Source organism: Nocardioides sp. 616, from assembly GCF_002930065.1.
GTDB classification, from domain to species: Bacteria; Actinomycetota; Actinomycetes; order Propionibacteriales; family Nocardioidaceae; genus Nocardioides; species Nocardioides houyundeii.
Genome location: NZ_POAG01000010.1, coordinates 74,271 through 92,723 on the forward strand (window position 1 = coordinate 74,271; position 18,453 = coordinate 92,723).

Here is an 18,453-nt window from a genome sequence, read left to right on the forward strand (position 1 = left end):
GGTCAGCCCGTGGGCTGAGGTGCTGTGGCTGAGCGCTCCGCGCGCAGCCACTCGATCTCGTTGGCGAAGTCCTCTGCGCTCTCGAAGGCGCGGTAGACGGAGGCGAACCGCAGGTACGCCACCTCGTCCAGTTCCCGGAGCGGGCTCAGGATCGCGAGCCCGACCTCGTGGGCGGGCACCTCCGCGTATCCCTCGCTGCGCAGTGCGTCCTCGACCGCCTGCCCGAGGCAGGCGAGCTGGTCCTCGGTGACGGGCCGGCCCTTGCAGGCCTTGCGCACACCCTGGATCGCCTTCTCGCGGGTGAAGGGCTCGGTGGCACCGGAACGCTTGAGCACCATCAGCTGCATGAGCTCGACGGTGCTGAAGCGCTTGCCGCACTCCTGGCAGGTACGACGGCGGCGGATCTGGCCACCGTCGTCGGAGACGCGGGAGTCGAGCACCCGGGTGTCGGTGTGACGGCAGTAGGGGCAGTGCATGTCGGGTGTCTCCTCTCGGCCCGGTGTGGCGTCATCCGGGCACAGCAGTAAAACCCTGCTCTCAGGGTTAACGCCTGTGGATGACGGCCTGTTTCCTGTGGATGAAACTGTCTGTGCTGTGGGCGAACCACCCGGTCCCTGTGGACTAGATGTGGAGAACCACAACGGTGTAACTACTAGATGTAGTGGTAACCGTACGTCCCTGGCACAACGCTTGGCAAGCGGAACGGCTTTTCTGGGGCCACGGGTTTCCGGCGCCCGAGCGATGTCCGACAAACGTGCAGGTCAGACCTAATATCGGGTAGAAAAATCTGTCTGGACCGCTCGGGCGACGGGTCCCGACCCCGATGACCAGGCCTGACACAATGGCCGGCGTGGCGACGGGCAAGCGGGCAGGATCGAGACGAGCAACACCTTCCTCGACGCGTTCCGCGTCGTCCATCGACCCGAAGGTCGTGGGGTACGCCGGTGGGATCACCGCCTGCGTCGTGGCTTGGGGCTACCTGGTGTACGCCGCCATCGACTTCGGCAGCGCCGCCAGGTCGGGCAGCGGCGGCGGCTGGGCCATGTTGGTGCTCGCCTCCATCGGCGCCGCGGCCTGTCTCTTCGTGGGTCTGATGCTCGCCACTCGCCTCTCGTCAGCACTCGGCTTCAGCTCCTCGCCGAACACGCCGGCACCGAGCGACCCTGCGACGACCCCGACCGACACCATCGAGATGACTGCGGAGCCGCCGAAACCGGCCGCGCCTCGCCCGCCGGGTAGACGGCGGATCTCCCGCAGGTAGCGAATTCAAGGGGCGGGCTCAGCACGTGAGCCCGCCCCTCGTCTTCCCCTATCCACCGCTCGGGGTCGAAGCGAGCGATGGAAGCTATTCAGTTGTGGATCCATGGGGCTGCGCGGGCGCGCAGCACGGTCAGTCAGCGAGCGGGATGCGCAGCTTCTGACCCAGGGTCAGCATCCCGGAGTCGAGCGCGTTCAACCGCTTGATCTCCGACATCACGCTGGGCACGTCGCCGTCGGCGGCAATCTCCGACGCGATCCCCCACAGGGTGTCCCCCTGGCCCACCATCACGACCTCGGTGGGTGCCGGCGAACCAGCCTCGTCCGTCGCGACCGAGCGGGAACCGAAGAAGACCCCGAGGACCAGCACGGTCAGCAGGATCGCGGCCACCACGACCACTCGCCCACGACGCGTCAGGCGCACGCTCGAGGACCCCGACCCAGGACGGGCCGCCACAGGCAGGTCACGACCGAAGCGAAGCTCGCGGGTGGGGTTCAGCGTCATGGTGCTCATGGGGACCTCCGGGGGAAGTGGTCAGCCGGTTGGCTTGTGTTGATCTCATGTCTAGTGGTCTCCGCCGACAGTCCTGATCTGCGGACTGCGAGGAGTCGATCAGACGTTCGATCGAACACATGTACGAAGTTAGAGCACATGTTCGAATGAATCAAGCATCTGTGCGAACAAGTGTTCGACCGTGTCGCGGCTGCGAGGTTCGCCGGTCCTTACGCGCTGAGCGCGGATCCTCCGCGAAAGGGAGGAAAATGCACCACGAAACCCGACATTGCCTAGCGATTACGCCGATGTCATCAGTTTGAGGCATGCAACTGTCTAGGCGGCCCCCCTAGCGTCTCCCGCATGCGAGACACGCTGACCACGCCGATGGCGATCATCGAGGCAGACCTCGAAGCTCTCCAACAGGCCATGTCCCTCTCCCCCGTCTTCCAGACCACTCACGAGCCGGACGCGATCCTGTACTGGTCGCACCTGCCTCTTCCGGCGGGCAACGTGATCACGCACGCGCGCATCTCGGCGCGTGACGTGCCGACCCGCGTCCCGGCACTCCTGGGCCCCTACCTCGAGCGCGGACTCCCGTTCCGGTGGGTCACCACCCCCAAGACGACCACCCCTGCGCTGGAGGCGACCCTGGCGCAGGCCGGGATGGTGCCTCGCGAGAACCCGGCGATGCACCTCGCGCTGCAGGAGACCGTCGATCCCGGGACCCCGGACGACGTCTACATCGACGTCGCCTGGCCCGACCACCTCGAACCTGTCAGCTCCATCCTGTTCTCCGGCTTCGGCCTACCCCGAGGCACTGAGGCCGAGCACCTGCAGTTCCTCGACACCCTCGACCCTGCCGACACCCAGTTCTTCATCGCCCGGAGCCTGGTCACCGGCGAACCGCTGGGCGCCAGCACCATGCACCGCCGCGGCACCAGCGTGATGCTGGCCAACGTCAGCACCAGCGAGCACGCCCGGGGCCGGGGCGTCGCGAAGGCCCTGTGCGCCACCATGCTCAACCGCGCCGCGCACACCGAGGCCCGGACCGCCACGGTGCTCGCCAACGACGAGGGCTACCAGGTGTACGTCGACCTGGGCTTCCGCACCAAGTTCAACGTGGTGACCTGGGAGTGGCACCCGCAGACCTGAGGCAACACGCCGTTCGAACACATGTTTGAACTCCGGTCCGGCGACGACTACGGTGAGACCACCGAGATCGCACCACACCAGGAGGACACCGGATGGCCAACCCGCGCGAGACCAAGGGCAAGGTTGTGGCCCTGCCCGACGGCCCTCCCGACGCCACCGGCCTCACCCCGCGGCAACAGCGGGTGCTCTCCACCATCAAGGACGCGATCGAGCAGCGTGGGTACCCGCCGAGCATGCGCGAGATCGGCCAAGCGGTCGGCCTCACCAGCTCCAGCAGCGTGGCCCACCAGCTCAAGGTGCTGGAGGAGAAGGGCTTCCTCAAGCGCGACCCCAACCGGCCCCGGGCGCTCGAGGTGTTCCTGCCCGAGGTGATGGCGGCCCGTCGCGCCATGAGCAGCGATGAGGAGACGATCTTCGACCCCACCGGTGTCGGCGACGCCGCGCCGGCCGCCCGCTACGTGCCGGTCGTCGGTCGGATCGCCGCCGGTGGTCCGATCCTGGCCGAGGAGCGCGTCGAGGACGTCTTCCCGCTCCCGCAGCAGCTGGTGGGCGACGGCACGCTGTTCCTCCTCGAGGTCTCCGGTGACTCGATGATCGACGCCGCGATCTGCAACGGCGACTACGTCGTGATCCGGCAGCAGCCCGAAGCCTCCAACGGCGAGATCGTCGCCGCCATGATCGACGGTGAGGCCACGGTCAAGACGTTCCAGCGCAAGGACGGCCAGGTCTGGCTGCTCCCCCACAACGACGCCTACGAGCCGATCGACGGGACCCACGCCACCATCCTGGGCAAGGTCACCGCGGTCCTGCGCCGCGTCTGAGCAAGGGGTCGTCGCCACTCCGGAGACGAGGCGGCGGGTCGTGTAATCTCACGGCGGTGCGACGAAGCCGACGAGATGCCGAACCCGCCGCCCTCTCCTCCGAGCAGTTCCGCACCAAGCCTGACGACCGGTTCAAGCTGACCGACGAGAGCCAGGCCCTCCTCAAGGAGCTGGACCGCCACAGCGGCGCGTCCAGTCGCCTCTCCCCGTTGAGCTACAACCTCACCATCGGCCATCAGCACCGGTTCATCTGGTTCCGGGTGGCCAAGGTCGCCACCCGCACGATCCGCCACCACTTCACCACCCATGAGGTGCCCCTGGACGTGGACCACGCGATGCGGATCCGCTACCCCATCGACGTGTTCGGGGACTACTTCAAGTTCGCCTTCGTCCGCGACCCGTTGGACCGGTTCGTCTCGGCCTGGCACAACAAGGTCGTGGACATGAACTACTTCCACTTCGACGAGGCCACGCACCGCAAGATGCAGGACGTCGAGGAGTTCGCCCGCTGGGTGGCCGCCCAGGACCTCGGCCAGGTGCCGGGCACCGACCAGCACCTCGCGCTGCAGACCCGGCTCATCGACCTCAGCCAGGTCGACTTCGTGGGACGACTGGAGACCTTCGACGAGGACTTCGCCGAGGTCTGCCGCCGCATCGGCGCACCGGCGGTGCCGACGGTGGCCCAGAACCAGACCGGCTCCCCTGGCAGCACCCGCGAGGTCTCCGACTCGCTGCGGAGCCTGGTCGAGACGATGTACCGGCGGGACTACCAGATCCTCGGCTACTGAGCTGAGTCGCCGGCCAGCCGGGTCAGCGCCTTGCGCACCACCTGCGGGTCGGTCGTGGTCCACATCGGCGGCAGGCTCGCCTTGAGGAAGCCGCCGTACCGCGCGGTGGCCAACCGGGGGTCCAGCACCGCGACCACGCCGCGGTCGGTGGTGGTGCGGATCAGCCGCCCCGCACCCTGGGCCAGCAGCAGTGCGGCGTGGGTCGCCGCGACCTGCATGAACCCGTTGCCCCCGGCCTTGTCTGCCGCGCGCTGCCGAGCACTCATCAGTGGGTCGTCGGGCCGCGGGAACGGGATGCGGTCGATCAGCACCAGCTGGCAGGTCTCCCCGGGCACGTCGAGGCCCTGCCAGAGGCTGAGAGTGCCGAAGAGGATCGTGTGCGGGTCCTCGACGAACTGTCGCGCCAGCTCCGGCAGCTGCGCCTCGCCCTGGGCCAGGGTGGTCAGGTGCGGCAGCCGCTCGCGCACCGCCTCGGCGGCGGTCTCGGCGGCCCGCCGTGAGGAGAACAAGCCCAGCGTGCGCCCCTCGGCTGCGTCGATCAGCTCCACGATCTCGTCGAGCTGGGCCTTGCCCAGCCCGTCGCGTCCCGGCGGCGGCAGGTGGCGGGCGACGTACAGGATGCCCTGGCGGCCATAGTCGAACGGCGACCCCACGTCGAGACCCTGCCACGGCAGGGCGCCGTCGGCCTCGACCTCGGGCGCACCGGTGTCGATCCGCTCGGACGGCTTGAGCCCGACGCTGCCGGCGACCGTGTTGAAGTCGCCCCCCAGCATCAGCGTGGCCGAGGTGAAGACCACGGTCTTGTCGGTCAGCAGCCGGTCCCGCATCTGGCCCCACACCTGCAGCGGCGCGATCGCCAGCCGAGCGGGGATCCGGTCCCGCGCCTCGTTGAGCCACATCACGTCGGAGTCCTTGCCCGCCGCCATCCGCTCGGCGGTCGCGAAGACCTCCTGGGCCATGCCCTTGGCCTGCGTGCGGGCAGCGTCCACGTCGCCGCCCTCCTCCTTGCCGAAGGCCGAGGCCAGGGCCCGCGCCGCGTCGCGCACCAGCACCAGGGCGTCGGAGAGCTGGTCGGTGCGCTGGTCGATCCGGCCCGGGGGCGTCATCGCCAGCGCGTCCGCCAGCGCGTCCGCCGCGTCCGCCAGGTCGTCGGCGGGACTGTTGGCGCCGCCCCGGTCCGCGACGTACTTGTTGGCCCGACGCGCGGCCCGCTCCACGTCGTTGACCGCCAGCTCGTCCGTCGCGGCCTGGGTGACCCGGGCGGTGAGCTCGTGGGCCTCGTCGATCACCACCACGTCGTAGTCGGGGATCATCGGGACCCCCTCGATGGCGTCGATGGCCAGCAAGGAGTGGTTGGTGACGATCAGGTGCGACTTGTGTGCCTTCTCCTTGGCGCGCTCGGCGAAGCACTCGGCGGCGAAGGCGCAGCGCGCGGCGCCGAGGCACTCGCGGTGGTTGACGCTGACCTGGCGCCACAGGCGGTCGTTGTGCCGCGGCGCGTTGTCCCGTTCGCCGGTGCCGCCGTTCTCGACCTCCTCCTCGGCCCAGGCCCGCAGCTTGAGCACCTCGGCGCCCATCGTGCCCTCGGGCACGTCCACCAGGACGCCCTGGTCGTCCGGGACGCCCTCGCGGATGCGGTGCAGGCAGGCGTAGTTCGAACGCCCCTTGAGCACGGCGTACGAGGCGTCCAGGCGGTCGCCGACCGCCTCCACCAGGCGTGGGATGTCCCGCTCGACCAGCTGGTGCTGCAGCGCCAGGGTGGCGGTGGCCACCACGACGCGCTGCCCGTGCAGCAGGCTCGGGACCAGGTAGGCCAGCGACTTCCCGGTGCCGGTGCCGGCCTGGACCAGCAGGTGCCGGCCGTCGTGCATGGCCGTGGAGACGGCCTGCGCCATCTGCACCTGCCCCGCCCGCTCCTGGCCACCGAGCGCGGTGACCGCAGCGCCGAGCACCTCGGTCACGCGGGAGGTGTCGTGGGGCTCCTTCTCAGCGGGGACATCAGGCACCCGAGCACACTATCCCTGCCTGCCGACAGCTCAGATGACGGCGCCGGAGTCGTCGGGCGCGCGCTCGGCGCGCACCTTCTTCTCCTTGCTCATCGGCCACTTCTCCTGCAGGTAGGTGACCATCGGGGTGGCGGTGAAGACCGAGCTGTAGGTACCGACGATCAGACCCACCAGCAGGGCGATGGCGAAGTCCTGCAGGGAGTCGCCACCGAGCACCGCCAGGGCCCCGAGGATGAACATCGTGCCCAGGCCGGTGTTGACCGTGCGCGGCAGCGTCTCGATGGCCGCCTTGTTGGCCATCTCCGTGAACTTCTCGCCCGGCTTGGAGCCGTGCCAACGCTCGCGCACCCGGTCGAACACGACCACGGTGTCGTTGACGGAGAGACCGATGATGGTCATCGCAGCCGCCAGGAAGATGCCGTCGATGGGCTTGCCCAGCCAGGCGAAGAGGCCCACCACGATGACCACGTCGTGGAACATCGCGGCCACCGCGGCCAGGCCGAAGGTCCACTTGAAGCGGAGCGCCAGGTAGGCCAGCTGGGCCAGGAAGGCGACACCGAAGGCGATCAGCGCCTTGTTGCGCAGCTCGTCACCCAGCGAGGCCCCGATCACCTCGTCGCGCTCCAGCGTCGCTCCGTCGCCCGCCTCGTCGATCGCCGCGGCGATGTCCTTGGCCTCGGCGTCGCTCAGCTCGCCGGTGCGGATGCTGATCTTGTCCTCGTCGGCCAGCTGGACCGTCGCGGTGGGGAAGCCGGCGTCCTCCACGGCGTCCCGGGCGTCGTCGGCGGTGAGGGTCTTGGTGGTGGAGTACTCCAGGACCCGACCGCCGGTGAACTCCACCCCGAGGTTGAGCCCCTGGATGAAGATGCCGGCCAGGGCCACCAGCATCACCACGCCGGAGATCACCAGCCACAGGCCCCGGCGGATCATGAGGTTGGGGTTCTTCGCCTCCAGCCACTTGCGCACCCGACCGATGTCGCCGATGCCGGTGAACTTCGGGTGGCGGGCCACCCACTTGTTGCTCACCCCCAGCTCGGTGAGCACGCGGGCGATGATCAGCGCGGAGATCATCGACGCCACGACACCGATGGTCAGGGTGACACCGAAGCCCTTGATCGGCCCGGAGCCGAGGAAGAACAGCAGACCGGCGGCGAGCAGCGTGGTGACGTTGGAGTCGATGATCGCGCTCCACGCCTTGTTGAAGCCGACCATGAGGGCGCGCCGCAGCCCGGCCGAGGGTTGGTCCTCGTACTCCTCCCGGGCTCTCTCGAAGACGAGCACGTTGGCATCGATCGCCATCCCGATGGCCAGCACGAAACCGGCCAGACCAGGCAGTGTCAGCGTGGAGCCCAGCCCCACCAGCATGGCGTAGGCGAGCAGCGCGTAGGAGGTGAGCGCGATGGTGGCCAGGAAGCCCACGAAGCGGTAGACGGCGATGATGAACAGCCCGGTCAGGAGGAGCCCGATGACCCCGGCCTTCCAGGATGCCTCGATGGCCGCGTCGCCCAGGGTCGGGCCGACGGTACGGCGCTCGATGATCTCGACCGGCAGCGGCAGCGCGCCGCCCTCGATCAGGATCGCGAGGTTCTTGGCCTCCTCGAGGCTGAAGTTGCCCTCGATCTGGGTGGCGTTGGAGATCGAGGCACCACAGGGCACCGTCACCTGGGGGGAGGTGATGACCTCACCGTCGAGAACGATCGCGATGCGCTTCTGGTCGCCCGTGGCGCAGGCCGCTGCGGCCGAGAGCTTCTCGAAGGCCTTCGAGCCCTGGCTGGAGAAGTCGACGTCGACGACCCACTGGGTCGAGCTCTGCGGCTGGGTCGCGTCGGCACCGGTGATGTCGTTGCCCTCCAGCGCGGCCGGACCGAGCTCGAGGATGTCGCCCTGGTCGCTGGGCACCACGATGTCGCCCTTCTTGCTGGGCTTGGCGTCCACGCTGGCGAGGCCGCCCGCCACGACCGGGTGCACCGTGAGCTGGGCCGTGCGTCCGATGGTCTCGACCGCCTGGTCGGGGTCCTGGACGTCGGGCAGCTCGATGAGGATCCGGTTGTCGCCGGAGCGGACCAGGGTCGGCTCCGAGACGCCCAGGGCGTCGACGCGGCCGCGGAGGACCTCGACCGCCCGGTCGGTGTTCTCGGCGTTGGCCTTGACCCCCGACGGCGAGTCCGAGGTCTGCAGCGTCAGCGAGGTGCCGCCGCTCAGGTCCAGGCCGAGGCGAGGCTCCTTGTTGAGCGCGAGCGCCGCACAGCCGGCCAGCAGACCGAGGACGAGAAGGAAGCGGATCCAGGCACCACGTGACATGCGACGCATCTTTCCTCAGGCGGCAACGCCGCCCCCAATCGGGGGGCGACCTCAGGGACCAACGACTCGGGCCGCCTCATGGTTCCGCCTCGTGCCGCCGAGCCTCAGCGGCTCACTGCGCGTAGGCGTCCAGCTCGCCGGCGAGGTCCGGGTGCGCACGCCCGTGGATCAGGGTGCCGTGCTCGGTGTGCTCCAGCGACTCGATCTCGCCGTGCTGGTGCAGCTGGTTGAGCAGGTCGCCGCGCTCGTAGGGCAGCAGCACCGTGAAGTCCACCTCAGGCCGGGGCAGCTCGTGCTCGATCGTCTTGAGCGCGTCCTCGATGCCCTCCCCCGTGCGTGCGGAGACCACGACGCTGTGCGGCTCGCGCTGACGCAGCCGCGCGATCACCATCGGGTCCGCGGCGTCGGCCTTGTTGATCAGCACCAGCTCGGGCACGTCGCCGGCGTCGATCTCGGCGAACACCGAGCGGACCGCCGCCAGCTGCCCCTCGGGATCGGGGTGGGAGCCGTCGACCACGTGCAGGATCAGGTCGGAGTCGGCCACCTCCTCCAGCGTGGAGCGGAACGCCTCGACCAGCTGGTGCGGCAGGTGCCGGACGAAGCCGACGGTGTCGCTCATCGTGTAGACGCGGCCGTCCGCGGTCGTCGTACGACGGGTGGTGGGGTCGAGGGTGGCGAACAGCGAGTCGTCGACCAGCACCCCGGCGTCGGTGAGCCGGTTGAGCAGGGAGGACTTGCCGGCGTTGGTGTAGCCGGCGATCGTGACGCTCGGGATCTGGTTGCGCTGGCGCTGGGCCCGCTTGTTGTCGCGGGTGCCCTTCATCGCCTTGAGCTCGCGGCGGAGCTTGGCGATGCGGTCGTTGATCCGGCGGCGGTCGGTCTCGATCTTGGTCTCACCGGGGCCACGGCCACCGATGCCCTCACCGCCGGAGACCCGGCCACCGGCCTGGCGGGACAGGTTGCCGCCCCAGCCGCGCAGGCGCTGCTTCATGTAGCTCAGCTGGGCGAGCTCGACCTGGGCCTGGCCCTCGCGGGACTTGGCGTGCTGGGCGAAGATGTCGAGGATCAGCGCGGTCCGGTCGACGACCTTGACCTTGAGCCGGTCCTCGAGGTTCCTCAGCTGGCTGGGCGCCAGCTCGCCGTCGCAGATGACGGTGTCGGCGCCGGACGCGGCCACGATCTCCCGCAGCCCGTCGACCTTGCCGCGCCCGATGTACGTCGCGGGGTCGGGACGCTGGCGGCGCTGGTAGATGGCGTCGAGGACCTCCGAGCCGGCGGTCTCCGCGAGCAGCGCGAGCTCGGCCATCGAGTTCTCGGCGTCCGCGATGGTGCCCTCGGTCCACACTCCGACCAGCACCACCCGCTCCAGGCGGAGCTGGCGGTACTCGACCTCGGAGATGTCCTCGAGCTCGGTGGACAGCCCGGCGACGCGCTTGAGCGCGTGCCGCTCGACCAGGTCCTGCTGACCGCCGGTCAGCTCTTCGGGGTCCGGGTCCTCGGGGCTCACCACGGTGTAGCCCGACTCGAAGTCGTCGTCCTCGGCCGGAGCGGAGTCGCCGTCCCACGTCTTGGTGGCGTCCAGCTCGTCGGCGAGGGAGAAGTCGCGTGCGTTCGTCATATGCCCTTCAGGGTAGGTCGGCGTCGCACCTGATGCGACTCGTTAATCGACGTACCCAGAACACCGGCGGCTCACCCGTTAGTCCCGTGCTACTTGGGCGGCATCCGGATGCCGCCGTCGACGCGGACCGTCTCGCCGTTCATGTAGGAGTTGGTCACGCACTCCACGACCATGCTGGCCAGCTCCTCGGGGACGCCGAGGCGCTTGGGGAAGAGCACCGACTCACCCAGCTTGGCCTTGAACGCCTCAGCCGGCTCGCCCTCGCCGTAGATGGGGGTGTCGATCAGCCCGGGGGCGATGGTGTTGACCCGGACGCCGATCGCGGAGAGGTCGCGGGCCACCGGCAGGGTCATCCCCACGACGCCGCCCTTGGAGGAGGAGTACGCCGCCTGGCCGATCTGGCCGTCGAAGGCCGCCGCGGAGGCCAGGTTGACGATGGCACCCCGCTCGCCGTCGGCCAGCGGCTCGGTGCGGCCCATCGCGGTGGCGGCGACCCGGATGGCGTCGAAGGTGCCGATCAGGTTGATCTCGATGACGCGACGGTAGGCGTCCAGGTCGTGCGCGGACCCGAACTCGCCGTCGCGACCGACGGTGCGCTGGGCCCAGCCGATGCCGGCGGAGTTGACCAGCACCCGCAGCGGACCGAGCTCGGTGGCCCGCAGCACGGCAGCCTGGAGCTGCGCGGTGTCGGTCACGTCGACGTGCACGAAGACGCCGCCGATCTCCTCGGCCAGCGCCTGCCCGGCGTCGTCCTTGAGGTCTGCCACCACCACCCGGGCGCCCTTGGCGGCGAGCTGACGGCAGACCGCGGCCCCGATGCCCGACGACCCACCCGTGACCAGTGCTGAGGCTCCAGAGATGTCCATGGAGGGCAGCATAGGAGGATTGCTAGAGGTCGGTCTCGCCTCTCGCCACCAGGACCGCCGGACCGGTCAGCAGCACCCGGTCGTCCTCGGTCCAGGTGACGTGCAGCGTGCCGCCCGGCACGTCCACGGCGTACGTCGTGCCGCGCGGGGCGCCGTCCCGGAGCGCGGCGGCGACCATCGCCGCGCAGGCGCCGGTGCCGCAGCTGCGGGTCTCTCCCGAGCCGCGCTCGTGCACCCGCATCGCGACGTGGGGTCCGGCGAAGCCGACCACGAACTCCACGTTGACGCCCTGGGGGTAGACCGCCTCGTCGTGGGTGGGCGGGACCAGCAGCGGGCCGGCGTCGGTCAGGTCGTCGACGAAGGCCACGGCGTGCGGGTTGCCCAGGTCGACGTGCACCGCGGTCCAGGACCGGTCGCCGACCGAGACCTGGGACTCCCCGAGCACCTCCGGCGAGCCCATGTCGACGGTGATCAGGTCGCCGTCGACGGTGACCACCTTGATCCCGGCCCGGGTGGCGATGCGGATGGGGTCGGTGGGGTCCGCCAGACCCTCCTCGACCAGGTGCCGGGCGAAGACCCGGACCCCGTTGCCACACATCTCGCTCAGCGACCCGTCGGAGTTGCGGTAGTCCATGAACCACTCGCCGTCGGTGGGGTTGATGGCGTGGGTCCGCAGCACCCGCAGCACCCCGTCGGCGCCGAGGCCGGCACGGCGGTCGCACAGCGCGCGCACCCGTCCGACGCTGAGGTCACCGTGCACGGTGCCTTCGTGGTCGGGCAGCAGCACGAAGTCGTTCTCGGTGCCGTGGCCCTTCAGGAACGGATACGTCACCGGGTGAGTGTCGCACTGTTCAGGACGCTCCAGCGAGCGACGGCGAAGTCGCGGTTGCGCTCGACCTCCTCCAGCCTCAGCTCCAGGCGGCGCGGCAGCAGCGGTGCGCCGCCGCCGAGGGCGACCGGCGCGTACTGCACCCACAGCTCGTCGACCAGCCCGAGGTCGGCGAACTGGCCGACCAGGTCACCCCCGCCGACCAGCCACACGTCCCGGCCCTCGGCCGCGGCCACGACCCCGGCGTGCACCTCACGCAGGGCCGCCTCGTCGTCGGCGCTGGTGAAGGTGATCCCGTCGACCAGGTCGAACGCCCGGTGGCTGAGCACGAAGGTCCGGGCCTCCCCCAACGCACCCACCTCGTCGTGGTCCAGCAGCCACTGCCAGGTGGTGGCCCCCATGACGCTGGCCCCGATCCGGGGCTGGAGGGCCTGGAAGCCCATCGGGCCGCTCGGGTCCACGTCCCGGGTCAGCAGCCAGGACAACGAGTTCCCCGGATCGGCGATGAAGCCGTCGACGGAGGAGGCGGTGTAGAAGATGGTGGCCACCCGAGCCACTGTGGCACAGCGCGGGGCCCTGTGCAGTTCACGAAGTTCGCCGCCCGCGCCCTTCCCAGCACCGGTTACCTCTTAGTAAGTTCCCAGCCAGTAAGCCCGCGTCGACCAGTCGGTCCCGGTCTTGCACCCTGGTCCTGGGGAGGGAAATTGAGGGGCGGCCCATGGGGCCGCCCCTCTTTTCGTGCCGCCGGTCAGAGCGCGGCGACCAGCTCCAGGGCACGGTCCACCCGCGCCGGGTCGTCGAACGCGACCCAGGAGACGCGGGGGTCCTTGCGGAACCAGCCGTCCTGGCGCCGGGCGAACCGCCGGGTGGCGAACACGGTCCGCTCCTGGGCGGTCTCCAGGTCGATCTCGCCGCGCAGGTACGCCGCCACCTCGCGGTAGCCGATCGCCACCGACGCGGTCTGGCCCTGGGCGAGACCCTCGGTCTGGAGCCGCTGCACCTCGGCCACGAACCCGTCGGCGAACATCTGGGCCACCCGCTGCTCGATCCGCCGGTCCAGGGTGGGGCGGTCGATGTCCACCCCGATCTGCACGGTGCGCGGGTCGACGTACTCCAAGGTGGGCAGGGAGGCGCTGTAGGGACGGCCGGTGAGCGCGATCACCTCCAGGGCGCGGACCACGCGACGACCGTTCTCCACCTCCATCTTGGCGCCGGCGGTCGGGTCCAGCTCGCTCAGCCGGCGGTGCAGCGCCGCGGATCCCAGCTCCTCCAGCTCGGCGTTCAGGGCCTCGCGCACGACCGGGTCGGTGCCGGGGAACTCGAACCGGTCCAGGACGGCCCGGGTGTAGAGCGCCGAGCCGCCGACCAGCACCGGGGTCCGGCCCCGTCCCCGGATCTGGGCGATCGCCGTGCGGGCCAGCGTCTGGAAGCGGGCCACGTTGGCCGGCTCGGTGACCTCCATCAGGTCCAGCAGGTGGTGCGGGATGCCGCGACGCTCCGATGCCCGGAGCTTGGCGGTGCCCACGTCCATGCCCCGGTAGACCTGCATCGCGTCGGTGTTGACCACCTCGCCGTCGAGGCGCTCGGCCAGGTCCAGGGAGAGTCCCGTCTTGCCCGCGGCGGTGGCCCCCACCACGGCGACGATGGGCGGGGCGTCGGACGGCATGGGGCTAGTGTTCCAAAGCACCGATCCCGCACGACGACCGCACACCGAGGAGTGGAGAGCCCCATGGGAATCCCCGACGACGCCGAGGACCAGACCGCCGAGCAGGTCGAGGAAGCAGACAGCGAGCTCCCCGCCTCGCGCACGCAGGGCCAGCAGGGTCTCACCCAGTCCGGTCCGCCCAGCGATCCCAACGCTCCCACGGGGTGAGCGCGACCATCCCCGAGCGCTTCGTGGTCGTCCCTGCCTCCTACGTCTTCCTGTGCCGGAGCGGCGAGCGCGGCGACGAGGTGCTCCTGCAGCTGCGCCGCAACACCGGCTACATGGACGACCACTGGGCCGCCGCGGCGGCCGGGCACGTGGAGCGTGGCGAGACGGCGTACGGAGCGGCACGCCGGGAGGCCGCCGAGGAGCTCGGCATCGAGGTGGCAGACCTGCACTTCGAGTTCACCATGCACCGCACCGCCCGCGACCTGCCCATCGACGAGCGGGTGGACTTCTTCTTCACCGCCCGCGACTGGGCAGGCGAGCCCCGGATCATGGAGCAGGACAAGTGCGCGGAGCTGCGGTGGTACGCCCTGGACGACCTCCCCGAGCCGGTGGTGCCCCACGAACGTGTGGCGCTGGCCAATTTGGGCACTGGGGAGAAGTACCTCGCCATCGGATTCGAGCAGGAGTAGTGATGACCGACCCCGACCTGGGCCCAATCCCGACCCCCACCACCGAGGACCCGGACCTCTATCCGGGGGGTGTCGACGCGGTCGAGCCCACCGGTCCGGACCCGCTGCCGCACGACCTGGATCCCCAGCACAACGCGGGACTGCGCGACAAGACGCCCGACGAGATCTCCGAGCCCGACGCGGAGAAGGAGCAGGCGCCCAGCGACGGCGCCGTCTCCGGCGAGACCGACACCCCCGACGAGCCCCCGGCCTGAGGACGAGATGACCGAGCAGCGCAAGACCGGAGTGCCCGACCCCGACGTGAGCGAGTCGCTGCGGGCCTCGAACCCCAACGCCTCGGGCGAGGAAGGTCTCGCCGGCGAGATGGGCATCAGCAGTGAACGGGTGGGCACCGCCGGCCCGGGACAGGTCTCCACCGACGGGGTCCGCGACGCCTCGCCCAACCCGCCCGAGCCCGACCCGGGCCCGGAGCAGTCCGCGGGCGGGCACGAGGAGAACCCGGCCGAGATGGGCCGCAAGTCCGACTACCCGAGCGCGGACCCGCGCTCGTCCGGCGAGGAGCCGGAGTCCGGCGACCCGGGCCTGCGCCAGGGGCGGCCTCGCGCCGACGACGCCTGAGCGCTCAGCCGCACACCGGTGCCGGCGGCAGCGCCGCCGGCACCCCTACCGTCGGCATCCCCAGCCCGACGCCGCTCGGCGCGGGCGGGGCTGCGGTGCGCGCCTGCCAGGCATCCCCGGAACGGGTACGCCGCACGGCCAGCACCGGTCCGTCGGCGATCAGGTGGTGCGGCGCGGCGTGGCTGATCCGCACCGTGGCCATGTCGCCCGGCCGCACGCCGTCCACCCCGGGCAGCCGGGAGAAGTCGGGCTCGAAGTGCACCAAGCGGTTGTCGGCGCCGCGGCCCGAGAGCCGTCGGGTCGCGGTGTCCTTGCGCCCCTCCCCCTCGGAGACCATCAGCTCCACCTCGTTGCCCAGGAGCAGCTTCGACTCCTCCCAGGCGATCTCGTTGACCACCGCGACCAGCCGGTCGTAGCGGTCGGAGATGACCGCCGGGTCGACCTGCTCGGCCATCGTCGCCGCGGGAGTGCCCGGACGCGGGGAGTAGATGAAGGTGTAGGCGCCGGAGAAGCGAGCGGCCCGGACCACGTCGAGGGTGGCCTGGAAGTCCTCCTCGGTCTCGCCGGGGAAGCCGACGATGATGTCGGTGGTGATCGCCGCGTCCGGCATCGCCGCGCGCACCCGGGAGATGATCCCGAGGAACTTGGACTGACGGTAGGACCGGCGCATCGCCTTGAGGATCCGGTCGGAGCCGGACTGCAGCGGCATGTGCAGCTGGTGCACCACGTTGGGGGTCGTGGCCATCGCCTCGATGACGTCGTCGGTGAACTCCGCCGGGTGGGGTGAGGTGAACCGGACCCGCTCCAGGCCCTCGATCTCACCGCAGGCCCGCAGCAGCTTGGAGAACGCCTGCCGGTCCCCGAACTCCACGCCGTAGGCGTTGACGTTCTGGCCCAGCAGCGTGACCTCGCTGACCCCCTCGGCGACCAGGGCGCGAATCTCGGCGAGCACGTCGCCGGGCCGACGGTCGGTCTCCTTGCCCCGCAGCGAGGGCACGATGCAGAACGTGCAGGTGTTGTTGCAGCCGACCGAGATCGAGACCCACGCGGCGTACGCCGACTCGCGCTTGGTGGGCAGCGTCGAGGGGAAGACCGAGAGCGACTCCAGGATCTCCACCTGGGCCTCCTCGGCGACCCGGGCGCGCTCGAGCAGCACCGGCAGCGAGCCGATGTTGTGGGTGCCGAAGACGACGTCCACGTAGGGCGCCTTCTCCACGATGGTGGCGCGGTCCTTCTGGGCCAGGCAGCCGCCCACCGCGATCTGCATCCCCGGGTGCTGGGCCTTGACCGGCACCAGCTGGCTCAGGTTGCCGTAGAGCTTGTTGTCGGCGTTCTCGCGGACCGCACAGGTGTTGAACACCACGACGTCGGCCTGCTGGCCCGCGGGTGCGGCGGCGTACCCCGCGTCCTCCAGCAGCCCGCTGAGGCGCTCGGAGTCGTGGACGTTCATCTGGCACCCGTGGGTGCGTACTTCGTACGTGCGAGTCATGGCCGCACCAGCCTACGGCGCCGTCCCCTCTGGTTACGAGTCGGCAAAGATTGCTCGATGGACCATCCTCCGATGGCCCATCCGTGCCATCTGCGGCTAGGTTCCCCCCATGGCAGTGGTGGACAAGAAGGTGGACGAGACGCGTCGTGCTGACGGGCTGGTCGTGCTGCAGGGCGTCAACAAGTACTTCGGGCAGATGCACGCCCTCAAGGACGTCGACCTGGCGATCAAGCGCGGCGAGGTCGTCGTGGTCATCGGGCCCTCGGGCTCGGGCAAGTCGACCCTGTGCCGCACCATCAACCGGCTCGAGACCATCGACTCCGGCGGCATCTGGCTCGACGGTGAGCCGCTGCCCGCCGAGGGCAAGGCCCTGGCCAACCTGCGCGCCGAGGTGGGCATGGTGTTCCAGTCCTTCAACCTCTTCGCCCACAAGACGATCCTGGAGAACGTCACCCTGGGCCCGATCAAGGTGCGCAAGAAGCCCAAGGCCGAGGCCGAGAAGCGGGCGATGGAGCTGCTCGAGCGCGTCGGCGTGGCCCACCAGGCGCAGAAGTACCCCGCCCAGCTCTCCGGCGGCCAGCAGCAGCGCGTGGCGATCGCCCGTGCCCTGGCCATGGAGCCGAAGGTGATGCTCTTCGACGAGCCCACCTCCGCGCTCGACCCTGAGATGATCAAGGAGGTCCTCGACGTCATGGTCGACCTCGCCCAGCAGGGCATGACGATGGTGGTGGTCACCCACGAGATGGGCTTCGCCCGCACCGCGGCGGACCGGGTGATCTTCATGGACGCCGGCGCGATCGTGGAGGAGGACACCCCCGAGGAGTTCTTCACCAACCCGTCCTCGGACCGCGCCAAGGACTTCCTCGGCAAGATCCTCAAGAACTGAACCGGCTCAACGGAAAAAAGGGAGAACACATGCGATTCACCAGGAGCAAGGCGTTCGTGATGGCAGCGGGCCTGGCCCTCAGCCTGGCGGCGTGCGGCGACGCCGGCGAGGACGACACGGACGCGCCTGAGGTCGAGGTCTCGGAGAACGCGGCCGAGCAGTTCGAGGACGGCACCGCGATGAAGGAGCTGGCCGAGGACGGCGCCATCACCATCGGCGTGAAGTTCGACCAGCCCGGCATCGGCTTCAAGGGGGCCACGGACGACGCCCCCAAGGGCTTCGACCCCGAGATCGGCAAGATCCTCGCCGCCGACCTCGGCATCCCGGCCGACAAGATCAAGTGGCAGGAGACCATCTCCGACAACCGCGAGCCGTTCCTGACCGAGGGTCAGGTCGACCTGGTCATCGCCTCGTACTCCATCACCGACGAGCGCCGCACGGTCGTGGGCCAGGCCGGCCCGTACTACGTCACCGGCCAGCAGCTCCTGGTCCGCTCCGACAGCGACATCGAGACCATCGACGACGTCAAGGGCATGGAGGTGTGCTCCGTGACCGGGTCCACCTCGCTGGACAACATCAAGGCCGAGGGCGCGAAGCCGCGTGGCTTCGACACCTACTCCGAGTGCGTGGACCAGGTCCTCGACGGCACCGTCGACGCCATGACCACCGATGGCGCGATCCTGCTCGGGTACGCCGCGGAGAACCCCGACGAGCTCAAGGTCGTCGTGGACCCCTTCTCCGAGGAGCGGTACGGCGTGGGCTACAGCCTGGACCGTCCCGAGATGTGCGAGTGGATCTCCGAGACCCTCACCGAGGCGGAGGAGAGCGGCGCCTGGGACGAGGCGTTCGAGGCGACCCTGGGCCAGTCCGGTGTCGAGACCCCCGAGCCGCCGGCGATCGACGAGTGCCCGGCAGCCTGACCCGAGCATGACCCAGCACCACTGACACGGTTGCGGCGGGCGCCCAAGGACTCTTGGGCGCCC

20 protein-coding genes are annotated in these 18,453 nt (G+C 70.0%); 9 read left to right on the forward strand and 11 right to left on the reverse strand.

Going from position 1 to position 18,453, the window contains the following annotated elements:
- Positions 1–2: 2 nt before the first annotated feature.
- The 3 genes from nrdR to C5H89_RS02285 form a co-directional block, all read right to left on the reverse strand.
- Positions 3–476, reverse strand: a complete 474-nt coding sequence (nrdR, locus tag C5H89_RS02275) for a transcriptional regulator NrdR (RefSeq protein ID WP_101525315.1) — start codon at positions 474–476, stop codon at positions 3–5.
- Positions 477–975: 499 nt separating this feature from the next.
- A complete protein-coding gene (locus C5H89_RS19445) occupies positions 976–1,104 on the reverse strand; it encodes a hypothetical protein (protein WP_275887094.1) in 129 nt (42 codons plus the stop codon).
- Positions 1,105–1,390: 286 nt separating this feature from the next.
- The gene (locus tag C5H89_RS02285) at positions 1,391–1,771 is read right to left on the reverse strand and encodes a LysM peptidoglycan-binding domain-containing protein (RefSeq protein WP_104105483.1); all 381 of its coding nucleotides are present in this window, start codon (positions 1,769–1,771) and stop codon (positions 1,391–1,393) included.
- Positions 1,772–2,113: 342 nt separating this feature from the next.
- On the opposite strand from C5H89_RS02285, the gene C5H89_RS02290 reads away from it, so the two are divergent.
- From C5H89_RS02290 to C5H89_RS02300, 3 genes are all read left to right on the forward strand, one after another.
- Positions 2,114–2,905 carry a GNAT family N-acetyltransferase gene (locus C5H89_RS02290; protein WP_104105484.1) on the forward strand — a complete coding sequence of 264 codons (792 nt, stop codon included), beginning with the start codon at positions 2,114–2,116 and terminating at the stop codon, positions 2,903–2,905.
- Between the two features lie 92 nt (positions 2,906–2,997).
- On the forward strand, positions 2,998–3,726 hold the full coding sequence (lexA, locus tag C5H89_RS02295; protein ID WP_101525319.1) for a transcriptional repressor LexA: 729 nt from the start codon (positions 2,998–3,000) through the stop codon (positions 3,724–3,726).
- Positions 3,727–3,782: 56 nt separating this feature from the next.
- Entirely contained in the window at positions 3,783–4,514 is a 732-nt protein-coding gene (locus tag C5H89_RS02300) for a sulfotransferase family 2 domain-containing protein (protein WP_104105485.1), read from the forward strand.
- On the opposite strand, the gene C5H89_RS02305 is transcribed toward C5H89_RS02300, so the two are convergent.
- The 7 genes from C5H89_RS02305 to miaA form a co-directional block, all read right to left on the reverse strand.
- Positions 4,508–6,520, reverse strand: coding sequence for an ATP-dependent DNA helicase (locus tag C5H89_RS02305; RefSeq protein ID WP_240181649.1), 2,013 nt, complete (start codon positions 6,518–6,520; stop codon positions 4,508–4,510). The genes C5H89_RS02300 and C5H89_RS02305 overlap by 7 nt on opposite strands.
- A gap of 30 nt (positions 6,521–6,550) precedes the next feature.
- Positions 6,551–8,821: a protein translocase subunit SecD gene (gene secD / locus C5H89_RS02310; protein ID WP_104105487.1), complete on the reverse strand. Its 2,271-nt coding sequence runs from the start codon at positions 8,819–8,821 to the stop codon at positions 6,551–6,553.
- 112 nt (positions 8,822–8,933) lie between these two features.
- Positions 8,934–10,439: a GTPase HflX gene (hflX, locus tag C5H89_RS02315; protein WP_104105488.1), complete on the reverse strand. Its 1,506-nt coding sequence runs from the start codon at positions 10,437–10,439 to the stop codon at positions 8,934–8,936.
- Between the two features lie 89 nt (positions 10,440–10,528).
- A complete protein-coding gene (locus C5H89_RS02320; protein ID WP_104105728.1) occupies positions 10,529–11,305 on the reverse strand; it encodes an SDR family NAD(P)-dependent oxidoreductase in 777 nt (258 codons plus the stop codon).
- Between the two features lie 22 nt (positions 11,306–11,327).
- Positions 11,328–12,137, reverse strand: a complete 810-nt coding sequence (dapF, locus tag C5H89_RS02325; protein WP_104105489.1) for a diaminopimelate epimerase — start codon at positions 12,135–12,137, stop codon at positions 11,328–11,330.
- Positions 12,134–12,682: a dihydrofolate reductase family protein gene (locus tag C5H89_RS02330; protein ID WP_104105729.1), complete on the reverse strand. Its 549-nt coding sequence runs from the start codon at positions 12,680–12,682 to the stop codon at positions 12,134–12,136. Before C5H89_RS02330 ends, dapF begins: the two co-directional genes overlap by 4 nt.
- A 200-nt stretch (positions 12,683–12,882) precedes the next feature.
- Positions 12,883–13,800 (reverse strand): tRNA (adenosine(37)-N6)-dimethylallyltransferase MiaA, encoded by a 918-nt coding sequence (miaA, locus tag C5H89_RS02335; RefSeq protein WP_104105490.1) that lies wholly within the window; start codon positions 13,798–13,800, stop codon positions 12,883–12,885.
- Positions 13,801–13,863: 63 nt separating this feature from the next.
- Between miaA and C5H89_RS18790 the strand changes: the two genes are divergently transcribed.
- The 4 genes from C5H89_RS18790 to C5H89_RS02350 are packed head-to-tail and all read left to right on the forward strand — an operon-like array spanning position 13,864 to position 15,095.
- Positions 13,864–14,007, forward strand: coding sequence for a hypothetical protein (locus C5H89_RS18790; protein WP_162799173.1), 144 nt, complete (start codon positions 13,864–13,866; stop codon positions 14,005–14,007).
- Positions 14,004–14,477, forward strand: a complete 474-nt coding sequence (locus C5H89_RS02340; RefSeq protein ID WP_240181650.1) for an NUDIX domain-containing protein — start codon at positions 14,004–14,006, stop codon at positions 14,475–14,477. Before C5H89_RS18790 ends, C5H89_RS02340 begins: the two co-directional genes overlap by 4 nt.
- A 2-nt stretch (positions 14,478–14,479) precedes the next feature.
- The gene (locus C5H89_RS02345; RefSeq protein WP_104105491.1) at positions 14,480–14,731 is read left to right on the forward strand and encodes a hypothetical protein; all 252 of its coding nucleotides are present in this window, start codon (positions 14,480–14,482) and stop codon (positions 14,729–14,731) included.
- Between the two features lie 7 nt (positions 14,732–14,738).
- Complete coding sequence (locus C5H89_RS02350) at positions 14,739–15,095, forward strand: hypothetical protein (RefSeq protein ID WP_104105492.1); 357 nt, start codon at positions 14,739–14,741, stop codon at positions 15,093–15,095.
- A 4-nt stretch (positions 15,096–15,099) separates the two neighbouring features.
- On the opposite strand, the gene miaB is transcribed toward C5H89_RS02350, so the two are convergent.
- Complete coding sequence (gene miaB, locus C5H89_RS02355; RefSeq protein WP_104105493.1) at positions 15,100–16,584, reverse strand: tRNA (N6-isopentenyl adenosine(37)-C2)-methylthiotransferase MiaB; 1,485 nt, start codon at positions 16,582–16,584, stop codon at positions 15,100–15,102.
- A gap of 157 nt (positions 16,585–16,741) precedes the next feature.
- On the opposite strand from miaB, the gene C5H89_RS02360 reads away from it, so the two are divergent.
- Both C5H89_RS02360 and C5H89_RS02365 read left to right on the forward strand, forming a co-directional pair.
- Entirely contained in the window at positions 16,742–17,470 is a 729-nt protein-coding gene (locus tag C5H89_RS02360) for an amino acid ABC transporter ATP-binding protein (protein WP_205304843.1), read from the forward strand.
- A gap of 29 nt (positions 17,471–17,499) precedes the next feature.
- A complete protein-coding gene (locus tag C5H89_RS02365) occupies positions 17,500–18,390 on the forward strand; it encodes a glutamate ABC transporter substrate-binding protein (RefSeq protein WP_104105495.1) in 891 nt (296 codons plus the stop codon).
- Positions 18,391–18,453 lie beyond the last annotated feature (63 nt).